This window comes from Acetomicrobium sp. UBA5826 (assembly GCF_002433005.1).
GTDB lineage: Bacteria > Synergistota > Synergistia > Synergistales > Acetomicrobiaceae > Acetomicrobium.
In genome coordinates, this window is the sequence record NZ_DJHF01000010.1 from 13239 (window position 1) to 28980 (window position 15742).

Sequence of the window (15742 nt, forward strand, 5' to 3'; positions counted from 1 at the left end):
TCCTTTATACAATCTGCCATTCAATGGCGAATAGATCCTCGTGATGAGTTTGTTTTATCATTCGGCTGTCCAATTCAGCCAACAGTTTGCGGCGTTTGCTTGCTATTTCATCTTCTCGATCGGCAAGCTCATTGCGCTTTCGCCGCTTGAAGCTTTCGAGTTGTTCTAATTTTTTTGTTGCTGCAATTTTCTCCTCTATTGTTACAGCATTGCGTATTAGCCTTTCCTGCTCACGAATTTGCCTCTTTATTGTATCAAGCTCTCTCTCCAGACTATTTATCATATCTTTTTCCCATTGAAAAATGCGTTCTTCCTCTTCCTTGAAATATAAGAGATTTCGCGAGTCAATCTGCTGTAATTTCCCTTTTCGATGCTGTTCTGCACTCTCTTTCAATTTACGCTGTTGTACAGGGGTAAGTCCTGTTGGTTTGACTTCACGTCCGGCACAAAGAAACAATTTCTCACATAATTCCTGAGACAATGGTTGTCCGTCATCTGTATATGCCGTAAATAAGCTGTATTGTTCTGTATCGAATGCAGAAACATCCAATGACGAAAGAAGCAGGTATCCGCTTTTTCCTTTCAAATCCTCCGGCAAGGTTACATTTAATTTGGTTTCCGACGGAGAAAATATAACCTTACCACCAGTAACTTTTATAGCTGAAGCTTTCTTTAGTACATATTGTGCAAGCGGATGCGACAGTCGGTAAGGTATCCCATCGGTTTCTTTTCTTGTGATAAGACAATACTTACCTTTTGGTGATTCACCAACACACTCTTTTAAAATAAATGAATAATCACTCTCGTCGAATTCAGCTTTATCACCTAAAATGTATTTCGCGAGCTCCCAGAAAATATATTCGTAGCGATTTATGAAAGCACAGGTGTGTTCTTTTGCTAATCTCAACCGTTCCTGAACTTCCACGTCAAAGGTTTTCAGTACTTGTTCTTTTACGTCTTTCATGCGCATATTAATTTTACTTTCCAGTTCGGCTTGAAGTTTTTCAAACGCAGCACTGATCTCAGCTTCGGTCCGACATTCCTGGTATATGAGCCATATACGCCTTTCAAAATCAACACCGTCGATTTGACCCAGTATTTCATCGGATGTCCCGAACACGTCGCTAAACAGTTTAAATTTGTCATTAAGCAGTTCAAATACGCGCAAATCAGCGTAGTTGCGCTGATTTACGAAATTTACAACAACGACATCGCTTTTTTGCCCGTAGCGGTGACAGCGGCCAATGCGCTGTTCTATTCTCTGTGGATTCCAAGGTAAATCATAGTTCACAACAAGAGAGCAAAATTGCAGGTTTAATCCTTCCGCAGCAGCTTCTGTTGCGATCATGATTTCCGCCTTGTCCTTAAAATAGTCAACGATGGCGGCACGGCGGTCCGCTGCGCGGATACCGCTTATTTTGCCTGTATAGGCATTAGCCTTAAGCCAAGCCTCCAGTATCTCGTTTGATTGCTTGTCCGAGTTTGAACCGTTAAATGTTACAATTTTCCCTTTGTAACCATTTTGCTCAAGAAATTCTTTCAAATATGCTTGCGTTCGTTTTGATTCTGTAAAAATAAGTGCTTTACGATTCGCACCTATTAATTCAATCTGTCCAAATGCTTTCTGTAATGCTATAAGGAGTGCTTTAGCTTTCGAATCATGCTTAATTTGTTCAGCCAAATTTATAAATGACTGTATTGCTGCAATTTCTTTTTGTATTTGTTTTGTATCTATTATTTCATCCTCTGTAGGCAAGTTAGCATCACTATCGATATTATCTTCTTCATTTTCATTAAGAAGTTCAATCTCATCCTCATCAAAAATCTCATTCAAATCAAACTGCTGGTATTTATTTTCTTCAAGCATTTTTTTTCCAGGCGTGCTTTTATGGTAGCCAATGTGCCGAGCAAAGCATATGTAGAAGATGCCAGTATTTTTCTAACCATCATTGTTGTCAACATTTTCTGTTTTACAGGTATAGAATATAAGTTGTCGGAACGCAAAAATTCCGAAACCTTTGTGTACAACTCAAACTCTAAATCGGTAGAATCAAATTTTTGTGTCAAAGGCAGACGTTTGGTATAGTTTATATACTCCACCACGTCTTTTCGCAAAGTTCTTTTATAATAAGGTGCAAGCCTCATTTGCAGTTCAGAATAATTCTCTTCATACACATAATTGGCACGAAATGATTTAGCATCGCCAAAAATGTTTTCGTCTATTATGGAGGTTAGTCCGTATAATTCCATAAGGCTGTTTTGAAACGGCGTAGCCGTCAGGAGCAGTTTCTTTACATTTTCAAGAGCTTCCCGAACAGCGTGTGCTGTGACACTATTCTTTTTATATACATTTCTCAGTTTATGCGCCTCATCAATAATAGCCAGGTCAAAGCCAAACAAACGTATTTCATCTTTTTTTCGGGCAGCAAAATTATAAGAACAAATGACAACCTTTTTATTGTCAAACGGATTACGCCCAATGCGGACATATTCGTTGTAATTTTTTGAATCAAGGATTTCATTATCAATACCAAACTTTTCTGTCAGTTCAAAACTCCATTGTTTTCGTATGGCAGCAGGACAAACAACAATTATCTTCCGCTTACCAATAGCCCAGTATTGGCACAGCACTAATCCGGCCTCTATGGTTTTTCCCAAACCAACCTCGTCGGCAAGAATAATGCCTTTGGAGAGCGGAGAACGAAACGCAAATAAAGCCGCCTCAATTTGGTGTGGATTTATATCAACAGCGGCATTTAATAATGATTGTGACAAACTGTCTATATTATCGCCTATTGCTCTTTGCGCAAGAACACGTGCATAGTATATTGCATGATATCTTGTAATCATTGCTTCTCCTTTAGTATTTAATCGTTTTTATTTATTATCTGGTATAATTTCCATAATATTACTTATATCACATTCCAAAGCCCTACATATTTTTTCTAATACTTCAGTATTCACATTTTCGTTTTTGCCAAGCTTTGTTATTGTTGCAGAACTTATACCTGCAATCTTTTGCAGGTCTTTTTTCTTCATATCTCTATCAATCAATAGTTTCCAAAGCTTTTTATAACTGATTGCCATGATAATCACCTATAGTTATTTATAACTGTATAATATCATTCGTTTCATAATAATGCAAATAAATTCTTTACATTCGCATGATTTTTAAATTGGATTTAAATAAATATTATTCTAAATACAATATCGACAGATTTTATAAAAAGTACATCCATTCTGGCTACTCAATCCTATGTAAAAATGGGCATTATCTAATGTGTTAACTCAACCCCATCAATCTTGGGGGATTAAATATGAGTTTTCGACATGTTCCCATATACGCATTTTACCCTTTCTCTCGAGTAGACTAGTTGAATGTAAACGCGAAAAGCCAGTAATATCAAAGGTTAAGGCTTTGACATCAATGTGACGCACTCCACATGGCTTGTTTGAGGAAACATGTCCAATGGCATTGCTTTTCCCATATTGTAGCCATATTCGTTCAATATATTGCTGTCCCTGGCAAGCGTAGCAGGATTACAGGAAACATATATAACTTTTTTCGGACTTATCACCCTACCGATAAAATTCAACACGTCCTTATGGCAACCCGTTCTAGGCGGATCCACAACCACAATATCGAAGTGCCCACTAACTTTTGTCTTGACCACATCTTCAGCCTTTCCGCAAATTGCAGTAACGTTATTAATGCCATTGTTTGTCATATTAGACACCAAAGATTCGTAAGCAGGTCTCCATTCCTCTACTGCAACAATGTCATTGCAAAACGACGCCAGAAAGGCCGTCATACTTCCAACTCCGCTGTAAAGCTCAAGTACATGCTTGCTATCCCTTGCTAATTCCGCAACAATTTCGAACATCCTAAAGGCTTGCAGCACATTGACCTGAAAGAAATCGGACACACCGAATCTCAGCTTAATATTCTCAAACCTCTCCACCAAGACATCTTCACCAAACAACGACTGCGTTTTGCTGCCCCAGATAAAATTTCCCTTAGATGGGTTGATGTTTATTTGAACTCCGCCAAGAGAAGGTGATACATCTTTATATAGGCCGTTTGAAATATCACTGATCATTTTACACTCCCTGTCGTCGGGCTCACGACTGAGAATCCAGGCAAGCAGGATCTTTTTCATAGAAAAGGAAGATCTTAAGACAAAATTGCGTATCAAGCCTTCCCCTCTTTCTTCGTCGTAAAAGGAGAGATCACTTTGAAGCACGGCATTCCGCAAGTTAGCGTAAACTAAGTTTATTAAAGGGTCTAGAATTGGGCATGCTTTTAGGTTCACCACATCATGTGTTCCTCGAGCGAAATATCCCAGCTTTCGTTTACCCTTTTGGTATCGCGCCTGTATTATTGCTTTGTTTCGGTATCCCCACACTAAAAAGCTCGGAATCACAGGAGCAATATCTGCCTCTTTCCATTTGCCGATTCTGATAATTGCATCCTCTATCAGCGAGCTCTTTACTTTCACCTGATGATCATACGAGGCGTGCTGCATATTGCAACCGCCGCACGCCTCGTAAACTTCGCATCTGGGTTGGACTCGATAAGGGCTTGCCTTTAGCAGGGACTTAATCTTAGCTACAGAGTAATGTTTTTTCCGCTCGACGATATGAGCGGTGACAGTTTCACCAATTAAGGCTCCTGGAACGAAAATTACGTAACCGTCGACCCTTGCAATTCCTCGAGCTTCACTGTCAACGTTCTCGATATTGAGAATTATTTCGTCGCCAAGGTTTTGCTTCATCCCAGAAATTAACTATACCTTTCTAAATTACAGCTTTTCTTTTATGAGCTTGTATCCCAGTTCAAAAGCTTTTGAGTTAAGCTCTTCCGTTCCCTTTGGAACGCGATCCAATATAGCTTTACGAATTGACTCCGGCTTGGCCAAGTCCCAACTCTCCAAAATGCTTGCAATGGTACCCAAGGCAACCATGTTGGTGACTATTTCTCTTCCAATCTCCTCTCTGGCTGTTCTGACAATAGGAAGGGAATAAATGTTGGCATTTATTTTAGGAGGCTCAGTCACAAAGAAGTCGTCAACTATGACAACGCTGTTTGGAGAGGCATCATGAACGTACTCATCACAGGCCTTTTGGGTCAATATGACCTGTAAATTGGGATTTGTAGCCTTAGGATAATCTATTTTTCCCCGCGAAACAATGACCTCGGCCTTGGATGCTCCACCCCTTGCCTCAGGACCGTAAGCTTGCGTTTGCACCACGTTCAAACCTTCTTCGTACAAAGCAAGAGCTTCCCCGACGATCACGGCTGCCAAAATAACGCCCTGCCCACCTGAACCGGCTATGCGAATTTCATACCGCTGATCGCTCATCCGCGATTACCTCCCACTTCTTCTATCAAATTCTTGTACTGTTCTATGTATTCAGGCAACTCAATATTCACAAATTCCCCAATAACGATCTTGCCCTGCAGCTCTTCAAGTGTCATATTGGAGGCTTTATTGTTCATCACGCTATTGTCCTTGAAGAAATTGATGTTATCTATCGGTCTTGGCCTCTTATTTTTCCTGCCAAATTGCGTATGACAATGAGTTACTACTTCCACCACCGCAAAACCCTTTTTCGAAACGGCGTTCCTCACATACTTCTCAATCAGCAGCGGGTGCGCAACCGTAGCTCTTGCCACGTAAGAAGCTCCCGCTCCTGCAGCAAGTTTGCAAATATCGAAGGGAACGTCCAAGACTCCATAGGGAGCGGTAGTCGCGTATGCGCCGACCGGCGTCGTCGGAGAAGCCTGCCCCCCGGTCATCCCGTAAATGTTGTTATTCATTACGATGGCGGTTATATCTATATTGCGCCTACAGGCATGTATAAAATGATTTCCGCCTATAGCAGTGCAATCTCCATCGCCCATTACGTCGATAACTGTAAGCTCGGGATTGGCTAACTTGACACCCGTAGCAAATGCCAAAGACCTGCCGTGCGTGGTATGCAAAGTACAGGCATCTATGTACCCCGGCATTCTGCTCGAACAACCAATGCCCGAAGCGATTACGGTTTCTTCTTTCTTTTTCCCCAAGTCGACAAGGGCTCTCAACAAGGCATGCATTATTATCCCGTGGCCGCAGCCGGGGCACCATATGTGAGGGAAAAAGCGCGTGCGCAACCAATTTAAAACTTCCTGGCTAGGCATTATTACGCTACCTCCTTGATAAAATCAAAAATCTCGGAGGGCCTGAAAAGCTCTCCGTTGACCAAGCCCTTTCCGAAGACCCTGGCCTTACCCCCCACAACCCTTTCCACTTCGAGAATCATTTGACCACAGTTAAGCTCGGGCACTAACACGGATTTTACGCCGCCCAGCAGCCCGCGAAGTTCGTCATCGGGAAAGGGCCAAAGAGTTATTGGCCTGAAAAAGCCGACTCTCATTCCCCTGCTCCTTGCCTCCCGCACTGCGCTCAAGGCCGTTCGGGAAACAGAGCCGTAAGCAACTACTAATATTTCAGCATCTTCAACTTCATATGTATCATATTTAACTATTTCGCCTTTGAAACGCCTCACCTTACGCATCAATCGCAGAATTTTCTCCTCAGCAATATCGGGGTCGTTGGTTGGAAAACCCCATTGATTGTGCGTCAAGCCCGTCACATGCCATCGGTAACCGTCCCCAAAGGATGCCATGGGGGGAATGTCGTCTTCCGGATCTGGCTTATAGGGAACAAATTTTTCAGGATCTTCTTTAGGCCTTTTGCGATCTACTATATGGTAAGACCCTTTTTCTGGAATCACTATCTTTTCCCTCATATGGCCCACAACTTCGTCGCTCAACAAAATTACAGGTTGTCTAAACCGTTCCGATAAATTAAAGGCCTCAATGGTCAATTCGTAACACTCTTGTACGGATGCCGGAGCCAATGCAATTGTCTCGTGATCCCCATGGGTTCCCCAACGAGCCTGCATGACATCCTGTTGCGAGACCTTCGTCGGCAAACCCGTCGATGGGCCTCCCCTCATAACATTAATGACGACGACAGGGACTTCGGTCATGTAGGCAAAGCCAATGTTTTCCTGTTTCAGGGAAAATCCCGGGCCCGATGTGGCAGTCATAGCTTTAAGTCCGGCAATAGATGCTCCGATAACAGAAGCAATGCTTGCAATCTCGTCTTCCATCTGAATGAACTTTCCGCCAACCTTGGGCAACTCGGCAGCCATTATCTCGGCGATTTCCGAAGAAGGAGTAATCGGATATCCGCCGAAAAACCGACAACCTGCAGCTATTGCCCCCATTACAACAGCCGTATTGCCCTGCCAAAATTCAACTTTAGGCATTTGGTTTCGCCTCCTTAACCGTAATCGCGAAATCAGGGCAGATATTTTCGCACTGATGACATCCAATACAATCGTCAATCCTTACCGGCTCCGATTTCACTCTCTCGTTAAATTCCAACACCTTTTTAGGGCATATTGCCACGCATAGCCCGCAACCCTTGCACCATTTTTCATTTACGTCCACAACAAATTTTGCCAAGGGAGACACCACCCTCCATGGAATGAGTCTTATTGTGATTTTATAATTCCAAATTTAATTATGACTATAAAAGAATTATCACGCAAATATAGACATGATCTTACTATTACAAAAATTCTGACAAATTGCCTTTAACACACTAATGTTATTTTAGTCACATGTTTTATGCCATAGCAGCCTATATCCTATATAAAGTGAATCTTAACTTAGTATGGTCTTCTCAAATACAAAGCTTCAATTTGCATTGGTGATCTGGCGCAGCTTCTCATCTTAAAACCGAGCTTGGCTACATTACCGCCTCTTACGCCATTTGCCAGGAAATGAATTCCTGAAGGTTTTTCTTGAAAACGTGCTACGTCATCGCCAATCACAAATACCGTTTTCCCTCTCTCTAAAGACATATCTTTTGCTCTAGCAATGATATCCTGCTCATCCAAGACATCAGGGGTAGCTACTTCTTTTAAATCCTCTCCGTCGCTTTCAAAAATGCAAGAGTAATATTGAGTCCCCCTCGCCCAAATTACGGGCATCGTAATCACATTTTTAGCTTCAATAAAATCGCCGGCCAGAACCTTTAGCGAAGAAAGCGGAATTACGGGCACTTCCAACGCGTAGGCTAAGGTTGTGACATAAGACAACCCGACGCGAAGGCCGGTAAAATAACCCGGGCCGATTGTTACGGCCAAGGCATCGACATTCGTCAGTTTGAAACCCCAAAAACCCAACAATTCGTCTACCAAACCCGGAAGAAGGGAGGATTGATACCTGCCCAGGTCGAGGGAAATTTCTCCAATTACCCTGCCGCACCTAACGCATCCAATGGCAGTATATTTCGTAGAACAATCTACCCCCAGTACTAGACAATCGTTGGATTTTAAAGAGCCCATGACGAGACCATCCTATCTAAGTGTTTTAATCTTTCTTCAGCTTTATCTCCAAATGCAGTTATTTTAACCTTTCTTTCTTCTCTTTTGATTAAGTCATCATCATATAAGATCATTACATGCCACCATTGATTTATATAGGGGAAATAATCGGGCTTTCCCCACTCAATGGCAACAAAAAAGCCATTGTCAATGTATTCCTCGACGGCGATATCCTCAAATTCGGTTCTCTCTAAACGATAAAGATCAATGTGCGCCATTGGCGGATCAGTGGGATATTCATTGACAAGAGTAAAAGAGGGACTTCTAACCTCGCGCCAACCTAATGCCCAAGCAATGCCTCTGACAAGCGTGGTCTTACCCGTGCCTAGTTTCCCATCCAGGTAAATCACCAAACCCGGAAAGACGAGAGAGGCAATAACGCTTCCCAAATCTAACATCATTTTTGGCGATCTGATAATATAAGAATATAAATGATCCATCAAAAAATATTTCACCGCCATTCACTTTCTTCGACCATATATTAATATAATACCCAAAAGACCCAATAAGACCATAACTACATAAAAGGGTGGTGCAAGTCGATAGTTTTGAAATTTACTGCCCATAAAAAACATGGCTATAAAGGCAAGGGAGAGGACAGTGATTCTAAAACCACGCCGGCGTATCCTTTCCGTCTTTTCCAACTCTTCTTCCCAATCTATTTTTCTCCTTGGCATATCGAATATCCCCCATTACGAATCTTACCTGATCGGCAATTTCCCGCGCCAAAGATCCGTCAACACCCTCAAGGCAACTTAGGTTTTCTCCCGCTTTAGCGTGCAACCACACCGCCAGACCGGCGCTATCGACAGGATCAAGCCCAGAGGCGTATAAAGCTCCAATAACTCCGCTCAATACGTCCCCCGAACCCGGCACCGAAAGGGCCGGGCTTCCGGCGTTGCAAACAAGATAACGCAAACCATCACCGATGATGCTGTGAAAACCCTTCAATACAACGGGCCCGTATTTAAGACTGATCCTTTCTGTCGCCTCCAGCCGATTTTCATGCACACGCAAAGCGCAGCAACCCAACAATCTGCCTGCTTCACCTTCGTGTGGGGTTAAGATTACATTATCTCTCCTCTCTAAAACAGCAGAATTGAGAGAAAGGGCATATAGCCCGTCAGCGTCGTAAATCATGTTTTTAGGATATTCCTGCCAAAGTTTCACAGCTAAATTTACAGTTTCTTCCCTTCTGCCCATACCTGGTCCAACGATCAATACATCTATCCTGTCTTCTATCGCACTAATTGCATCAAGCGCCTTGGTCGTCAAAAAATACTCATCCGATCTCACTGGAACGCCGATGGCTTCTGGCAAGAATTGGCCTGTTTGTTCATAAACCTTCTCGGGTAAAATCATATACACTATACCGGCTCCCGCTCTCAATGCCCCCATGGATGCAAGCAGGGGAGCACCGCGATAAAGATCGGATCCTCCGAGAATGGCGACACTTCCCCTGTTGCCCTTATGTATGTCTAAAGGCCTATTAGGTAATGCATCGATAGACGATTCTTCGTTCCACAAAAAAAAGTTAGCGTTATAGGTCAAAGCTCCCAACATAGGAGGTACGCCAATATCCGCCAATAGAACCTCTCCTGCATAGGTGCAGCCAGGGGCCACATAAAGCCCGATTTTATGCAGGTGCATCGTTACGGTAACGTCTGCCTTAACCGCAACTCCGGGAACTCGCCCCGACGAAGAATCTACCCCACTTGGGACATCTATTGAGACGACTAAAGCAGCCTTATTAATAGCCTCGATTAATCTTGCAATTTCGCCTTGGGGATCTCCCTTAAAGCCCACACCTAATAAGGCATCAATACATAGGTCCGTATCCTTTATCATTTTTTCTAGTTTCAGATCCGATAACTCATTGGAAAAGCAGATATTACCTCCCACCTTTACAAAGGCGTTGGCGTTTATCAGTGCATCTCCTTTGTAAAGCTCAAACATTGGCAAAGAAGTGATCAATTTAACTTCGTAACCATAGTTTAGGAGATGTCTTCCCGCAACGAAGCCGTCTCCTCCGTTATTGCCCGGACCCGCACATATTAAAACTTTCCCATTTTTATCTTTCATCAATTCCGAAACATACGATGCCACGGACCTTCCTGCATTTTCCATTAAAACTATACCCGGAAGTGAAAAATCTTCCATGAGTGTCTTATCTACTTTTTTAGCCATTTCTGCTGTATAAAGAGGAATCATATTAATGCCTCCAAAAGAACAAAAGCCGCTGCCATTTCTTTCTCATGGCTAATTGTCAACCACACCTTATCTATCCCGCTTCTGCATAGCTTTTCCGATAAAGATGCGCTAAAGCCGAACTTGGGCTCACCTTCATTTCCGCGAACTACCCAAGCATTTTTCAGTCCCAAATCCCATAAGCCCACGGCAAGGGCCTTAGAAAGAGCTTCTTTGGCGGCGAAACAGCCGGCCAAGTGCTGTTCTGGGCGAGCCTTCGAGAGGGCATACTCTATTTCAACGTCGGTAAAAGCCCTTTTTAAAAAATGGTCCGACTTTATGCTTTCCTTAATTCTACCTATATCGCATACATCTACTCCAATACCCTTAATCAAGACAGAACCAAACCTCTTTTCCACCTTTGCTTGTTCGACATATTCGTCATAACTATATTAAAGGCTATAAAAAAAGGAGTCCAGTACCTCGACCAGACTCCTTGCGAAAACCTTTGGTGGGTGGTGCAGGACTCGAACCTGCGACCTCTTCCGCGTCAAGGAAGCGTTCTTCCTCTGAACTAACCACCCAACAAGAACTTTTTTGATGTATGTATAACACGCATAGAAAACGGCTAGACACACATCGCATTCCCTTCTCTCGCTGCAGTAAACTTTATCAAACCTAAAGGCTGTTGTCAACAGAAATTGGACTCTACAATCTTTATGTGGAATTTGGCTTTGAAAATACAATGGTGGTAAGAACCAACCAAACCAATTAAGATAATTAAGATAAGGAGACTCTTACCACCATGGCCAAGGCGAAGATTATTGAATTAACTGAGAAGCCAACCCAAAGACAAACGCCTTAGCGCACCCTCCGTAGGATTGCCATTGCTTGGATCCCACTGAGCTACTTTGTAAAACATTTCGAGCGCACTTTTAAATTCCTCCCTGTCTAAACACACTCCATCGCTGGGTCCGCCTGAGAGGGGGATAAAAACCTTTTCAGGCAAAGTGTCGTTATCCTTTGTAAAACCTTCACGAGAATTGAAAAAGCGCATCATATTGACCTGTCGTTCACCGATAAGCATTAGTTCATACACAGAAGTATCCCAACCAATTCCGCTTTGGCAAAGTTCTACGACTTCGCTGGGTCCGATGATTTGCCAGCCAGGCCCGGCAATAAACTGACACAAACATAGAGTGTTCATCAAATAGTAAAAACAATGAGTATTGAAAGCAAATCTTACTTTTTCCTCGTCAAGAGATCTAAATTCTTTAGACCCCTTCCAAACGCCAATCTTGGCTAACCTATTTCGCTCCTCAGATGTGGGACCCGCGGCTAGAATATGATCGTGTTCGCTCGATTGGTGATCTGCGCCATAAGAATTAATCGCGTAAATCAGTCCTAGGGCGGCTTTCCATTGAGGCATATGGGCCGGAAATTCCTGTCCCTTCACCGTCACCAAAAGCCTTTCCGATCCTCTGCCTATTATCTTTGCGGCTTTCGCGCTTCCTTCGGCAAGTATGCCGCCAAATCCTTCTTTTTTAGCTATTTTTTCTACCATTTTCACTAGCGCACTGCCATTTCCGAAGTTCAATTCTATGCCATCTGTGTCAACGGTATCTATGATTCCACTTTCAAAGCATTCCATGGCAAAGGCTATTGTAGCGCCACAGCTTATTGTATCCATACCATACATATTGCATAACTGGTTAGCGTATGCTACTGCCTCGAGATCAATAACGCCACAGTACGATCCCAAAGCAGCACATGACTCATACTCGGGGCCTCCGTATATGCTGTCAATCTTGCCCGGGACTTCCACTACTCTTTTGCATTTGACCACACATCCAAAGCATGTGTCCTCTCTTTTCAGTATGGTTTTTGTCATAGCCTGCCCTGATATGTTGAAACCATCGTGAAGGTATCCACTTGTCCAATTCTTTGATGGAAGGTATCCCGCATTGTTAAAACTAGCAAGTATACCGGCTGTGCCGTATTTATGCAGCGATCGATGAGCTTCACTGTCTTGCAAGGCATCGGTGACCCTTTTTACCAACGACTTAAAACCATCGCCATCGAAGGGCCTTTGAGGAGCTTTGCGCTTAACCACAATGGCTTTTAAGTTCTTCGAGCCCATTACGGCACCTGTTCCGTTTCTGCCATTAGCCCTATTGGCCATGTTTATAACACAGGCAAACCGCACCTTTTTCTCACCCGCAGGCCCAATTTGGGCTATTTCAACGTGATTATCGCGAAGTTCATCTTTGATTGCCCGCTCAACCTCAGCCGTAACCTTCCCCCGTAGTGAAGTGGCATCTTTTAACTCAACGTGATCTCCGTCGATATAAAGATAAACCGGCTTTGGCGAACACCCCTTCACAACTATTGAGTCCCAGCCGTTGCTTTTCAAATGGGCAGCAAAGAAACCACCAGATTGACTATCCCCTATTCCTCCCGTCAAGGGACTTTTGGTGTTAATGGAAAGCCTGTTTGCACCGCTTATCGGCAAACCAACTAGAGGCGACACAGAAAAGGTGATGACATTATCTTCGGATAAGGGATCTGCCTTGCTTTTCATTGTTCTAAGCAACAGATAGGTTCCTAAAGCAGAGCCACCCGGATATAGCCTATAGATCTCGCCTGGCAAAACTTGCGATTCAATCGTCCCTTTTGAGAGATCAACCTCCAGCACCTTAGCATCGGGAAACCATTTTTGCTCCATCCCCCAATCTCCCCCTTTTTAAAAATTACCATAGATCTCTTTTATTATACTATTACATTAGATGTTATCTTGTACCCGGTTTACACTGCTTTCTAAAAGACCTGGCAAAGGTACTCCCAAGAAAATGCAGGGCGAAAGACAATATTAATACTTTGCCATTTCGCCCTGCATTTTCCATCTGTCATTACGTGCATTCCAGCTAAATTTTAGACGAGGCATTAAAACAAGAGTTGTTAATCCTTAACAAACAGCCTCCTCTATTTCGGTTTGATATTCACATGGTTACAAATTCTCTTCCAAGCTCTTTAATCCCCTTAGAACGGTATCGTCAATAGCCTTTAGCAAAGACTCGACCTCTGATTTTAATTGATTGGCGAAGCTCTCGTCTTTAATGCTTTTCAAGTTAATTAATACGTTATAGGAGGCGGCTTTGGCGGAACTGGAAGCAAGAAGCAACGCCGTCCCTGCATCCGTTATGGCATTAACATTACCCCTCTCGACGGCTATTCCCGCCTTTTTTGCAAGATCAAGACATCTCCTTAGTGTTTCCATTGGAACCAAGGCTGCTTTTTTAAGGGCCTCCTGCATGGCAAAAGTCCTTTCCCTTTTTTCTTCCTCAGTGTTTTTGGGAAGGCGCATGGCCTTCATAAAATCGTTAAATGCATTTGAATCTTTGTCCATTAGATCCAAAAACTCGTCTCGCATTTTATCGCAATCTTTCATCAGTTCTTCCATTATTGCCTGATGTTCCTTGTATTTTTCTTTGCCAACAGTCAATCTGGCCACCATGGACACCAAAGAAGCTCCCATGGCACCGTCAAAAGCGGCCACGCTCCCCCCTCCAGGCGCCGGAGAATCCGAGGCAAGTTCCACCAAAAAAGATCTCAGAGACATTTCCTTCATTGACATCTTCTACACCTCCGATGAAAATCTTTGGCCCATTTTGTATACCTCTTTTATGTTTCGCCATCCCAAATGGTAGGCCATGATACCGGGCGTTTCTCCGTCTAGAACGACAAAATCGGCCTTTTTTCCCCTTTCCAAACTGCCTACCTGACTTGCCATGCCTATGGCATAGGCAGCGTTGAGGGTCGAAGCCACAAGCGACTCTTCCATCGATAAGCCCATGCCCAACAGGGCAAGCCTAAATACCATCTCCATGGATTCACAATAGCAGGAACCGGGATTGCAGTCCGTTGCCAATGCAACAGGGACTCCCATTTCTATCATCTTCCTTGCGGGGGCATAGGATTTTCTGAGGCTGAAGGCCGTCGCCGGCAACAATACGGCGAGCACACCGCTTTCAGCCATTGCTTTTAAGCCTTCCTCGCGTGCCGCAAGTAAATGTTCAGCTGAATCAACCTTAAGCTCGGCAGCTAATTTTGCTCCGCCTAAATCATACACTTCGTCAGCGTGAATTTTTAAGCCCAGACCGCATTTCCTTGCCGCCAACAAGATCCTCTTGGCATCGTCAACGGAAAAGACACCTTCTTCGCAAAATACGTCACAATATCTGGCCAATCCCTTAGCAGCAATGTGGGGTATCATTTCCTCCACTACGAGATCGACATAGGCTTTCGGGTTGTCTTTGTACTCCCGCGGCACCGCATGGGCACCCATAAAAGTTGCGACTATATCGACAGGTTTGCCCTTTAACGCATCTATGACCTCCAACATTTTGACTTCGTGCTCTAAGGAAAGGCCGTATCCACTTTTTATTTCCATAGAAGTGGTGCCATTCTTCAAAGCTCTATTTATTACTTCTTCAGTGCTTGCATAAAGCTCATCGCGACTCGCCGACCTGACTCTATCGACGGTGGAAAGAATACCTCCGCCCATTTTGAGTATTTCAAGATAGGAAGCTCCCTGGAGGCGCATTATAAATTCCCTTTCCCTGGTTCCGACAAAACATGCATGAGTATGGGGATCTACGAAGCCGGGAATAACGCATCGACCGCACAGGTCGATCTCCAAGGCATCTTCCGTGACGGATTTTAGTACTTCTAATTCTTGACCAATTGACTCGATATAGCCATCCCTTACGAGGATTGCTCCCTTTTCCTCAGAATAAATTTGATTCATTTCGCTCCCCCTCAAGGGCCTTCCCTTATCCAAGGGGGTGTATATTCTGGCGTTTCTGAAAAGCTTTAAGGTCATCTTCAATCCCTGCCCAAAAGATCAAGAAGCCTTAGCTCAATTACTTGATTGGGGTCGAAATGGGAGATCTGCATGTAATAAGAAGTGCTTTGAAGCAATGCCTCAGCAGGAACCATGCCGTAGACTTCGGTCTCCGCTACCGAAACCCCCCAGCGTTTCGCCTCGCATTTTATCAGCTCCAAGACGCGATATAGGGCGTTCTTTTCGTAATCCACGATGTTCATGCTC

General features: G+C 43.6%; 15 protein-coding genes, 1 tRNA gene and 1 pseudogene. All 17 read right to left on the reverse strand.

The window, feature by feature from the left end; genetic code table 11:
- Positions 1-4: 4 nt before the first annotated feature.
- A complete protein-coding gene (locus B3N34_RS02345; protein ID WP_286974619.1) occupies positions 5-1867 on the reverse strand; it encodes a helicase-related protein in 1863 nt (620 codons plus the stop codon).
- A complete protein-coding gene (locus tag B3N34_RS02350; protein WP_286974622.1) occupies positions 1831-2850 on the reverse strand; it encodes a DEAD/DEAH box helicase in 1020 nt (339 codons plus the stop codon). The genes B3N34_RS02345 and B3N34_RS02350 overlap by 37 nt, the downstream gene beginning before the upstream one ends.
- A 27-nt stretch (positions 2851-2877) precedes the next feature.
- On the reverse strand, positions 2878-3087 hold the full coding sequence (locus B3N34_RS02355; RefSeq protein ID WP_014256634.1) for a helix-turn-helix domain-containing protein: 210 nt from the start codon (positions 3085-3087) through the stop codon (positions 2878-2880).
- A 323-nt stretch (positions 3088-3410) separates the two neighbouring features.
- Positions 3411-4775 (reverse strand): 23S rRNA (uracil(1939)-C(5))-methyltransferase RlmD, encoded by a 1365-nt coding sequence (rlmD, locus tag B3N34_RS02360; RefSeq protein ID WP_286974626.1) that lies wholly within the window; start codon positions 4773-4775, stop codon positions 3411-3413.
- A 27-nt stretch (positions 4776-4802) separates the two neighbouring features.
- Positions 4803-5363, reverse strand: a complete 561-nt coding sequence (locus B3N34_RS02365; protein ID WP_286974628.1) for a 2-oxoacid:acceptor oxidoreductase family protein — start codon at positions 5361-5363, stop codon at positions 4803-4805.
- Positions 5360-6184, reverse strand: a complete 825-nt coding sequence (locus tag B3N34_RS02370; protein WP_286974629.1) for a 2-oxoacid:ferredoxin oxidoreductase subunit beta — start codon at positions 6182-6184, stop codon at positions 5360-5362. Before B3N34_RS02370 ends, B3N34_RS02365 begins: the two co-directional genes overlap by 4 nt.
- A gap of 2 nt (positions 6185-6186) precedes the next feature.
- Entirely contained in the window at positions 6187-7320 is a 1134-nt protein-coding gene (locus B3N34_RS02375) for a 2-oxoacid:acceptor oxidoreductase subunit alpha (RefSeq protein WP_286974631.1), read from the reverse strand.
- Complete coding sequence (locus tag B3N34_RS02380; RefSeq protein WP_286974633.1) at positions 7313-7519, reverse strand: 4Fe-4S dicluster domain-containing protein; 207 nt, start codon at positions 7517-7519, stop codon at positions 7313-7315. The genes B3N34_RS02375 and B3N34_RS02380 overlap by 8 nt, the downstream gene beginning before the upstream one ends.
- A 206-nt stretch (positions 7520-7725) precedes the next feature.
- Positions 7726-8406 carry a tRNA (adenosine(37)-N6)-threonylcarbamoyltransferase complex dimerization subunit type 1 TsaB gene (tsaB, locus tag B3N34_RS02385; protein WP_286974635.1) on the reverse strand — a complete coding sequence of 227 codons (681 nt, stop codon included), beginning with the start codon at positions 8404-8406 and terminating at the stop codon, positions 7726-7728.
- Positions 8394-8846: a tRNA (adenosine(37)-N6)-threonylcarbamoyltransferase complex ATPase subunit type 1 TsaE gene (gene tsaE / locus B3N34_RS02390; RefSeq protein ID WP_286974637.1), complete on the reverse strand. Its 453-nt coding sequence runs from the start codon at positions 8844-8846 to the stop codon at positions 8394-8396. The genes tsaB and tsaE overlap by 13 nt, the downstream gene beginning before the upstream one ends.
- Positions 8847-9051: 205 nt before the next feature.
- The gene (locus tag B3N34_RS02395; protein WP_286974638.1) at positions 9052-10656 is read right to left on the reverse strand and encodes an NAD(P)H-hydrate dehydratase; all 1605 of its coding nucleotides are present in this window, start codon (positions 10654-10656) and stop codon (positions 9052-9054) included.
- Positions 10653-11027 carry a holo-ACP synthase gene (gene acpS / locus B3N34_RS02400; RefSeq protein ID WP_286974639.1) on the reverse strand — a complete coding sequence of 125 codons (375 nt, stop codon included), beginning with the start codon at positions 11025-11027 and terminating at the stop codon, positions 10653-10655. Before acpS ends, B3N34_RS02395 begins: the two co-directional genes overlap by 4 nt.
- A gap of 114 nt (positions 11028-11141) precedes the next feature.
- A tRNA-Val gene (locus B3N34_RS02405) sits at positions 11142-11216 on the reverse strand.
- A gap of 245 nt (positions 11217-11461) precedes the next feature.
- Positions 11462-13357, reverse strand: a complete 1896-nt coding sequence (locus B3N34_RS02410; protein ID WP_286974640.1) for an aldehyde ferredoxin oxidoreductase family protein — start codon at positions 13355-13357, stop codon at positions 11462-11464.
- 282 nt (positions 13358-13639) lie between these two features.
- Positions 13640-14266, reverse strand: coding sequence for a cyclodeaminase/cyclohydrolase family protein (locus B3N34_RS02415; protein WP_286974641.1), 627 nt, complete (start codon positions 14264-14266; stop codon positions 13640-13642).
- Between the two features lie 3 nt (positions 14267-14269).
- Positions 14270-15514: an imidazolonepropionase gene (gene hutI, locus B3N34_RS02420; RefSeq protein WP_286974643.1), complete on the reverse strand. Its 1245-nt coding sequence runs from the start codon at positions 15512-15514 to the stop codon at positions 14270-14272.
- A 2-nt stretch (positions 15515-15516) separates the two neighbouring features.
- A pseudogene (locus B3N34_RS02425) lies at positions 15517-15742 on the reverse strand (glutamate formiminotransferase); the annotation flags it as partial.

Excerpts from the sequence above, each read along its gene's own strand:
- B3N34_RS02350 (WP_286974622.1), bottom strand. The coding sequence starts at position 2,850 with ATGATTACAAGATATCATGCAATATACTATGCACGTGTTCTTGCGCAA.
- B3N34_RS02365 (WP_286974628.1), bottom strand. The coding sequence starts at position 5,363 with ATGAGCGATCAGCGGTATGAAATTCGCATAGCCGGTTCAGGTGGGCAG.
- tsaB (WP_286974635.1), bottom strand. The coding sequence starts at position 8,406 with ATGGGCTCTTTAAAATCCAACGATTGTCTAGTACTGGGGGTAGATTGT.
- B3N34_RS02375 (WP_286974631.1), bottom strand. The coding sequence starts at position 7,320 with ATGCCTAAAGTTGAATTTTGGCAGGGCAATACGGCTGTTGTAATGGGG.
- B3N34_RS02410 (WP_286974640.1), bottom strand. The coding sequence starts at position 13,357 with ATGGAGCAAAAATGGTTTCCCGATGCTAAGGTGCTGGAGGTTGATCTC.
- B3N34_RS02415 (WP_286974641.1), bottom strand. The coding sequence starts at position 14,266 with ATGTCAATGAAGGAAATGTCTCTGAGATCTTTTTTGGTGGAACTTGCC.
- B3N34_RS02395 (WP_286974638.1), bottom strand. The coding sequence starts at position 10,656 with ATGATTCCTCTTTATACAGCAGAAATGGCTAAAAAAGTAGATAAGACA.
- B3N34_RS02370 (WP_286974629.1), bottom strand. The coding sequence starts at position 6,184 with ATGCCTAGCCAGGAAGTTTTAAATTGGTTGCGCACGCGCTTTTTCCCT.
- B3N34_RS02355 (WP_014256634.1), bottom strand. The coding sequence starts at position 3,087 with ATGGCAATCAGTTATAAAAAGCTTTGGAAACTATTGATTGATAGAGAT.
- rlmD (WP_286974626.1), bottom strand. The coding sequence starts at position 4,775 with ATGAAGCAAAACCTTGGCGACGAAATAATTCTCAATATCGAGAACGTT.
- hutI (WP_286974643.1), bottom strand. The coding sequence starts at position 15,514 with ATGACCTTAAAGCTTTTCAGAAACGCCAGAATATACACCCCCTTGGAT.
- B3N34_RS02345 (WP_286974619.1), bottom strand. The coding sequence starts at position 1,867 with ATGCTTGAAGAAAATAAATACCAGCAGTTTGATTTGAATGAGATTTTT.
- tsaE (WP_286974637.1), bottom strand. The coding sequence starts at position 8,846 with ATGATGTTAGATTTGGGAAGCGTTATTGCCTCTCTCGTCTTTCCGGGT.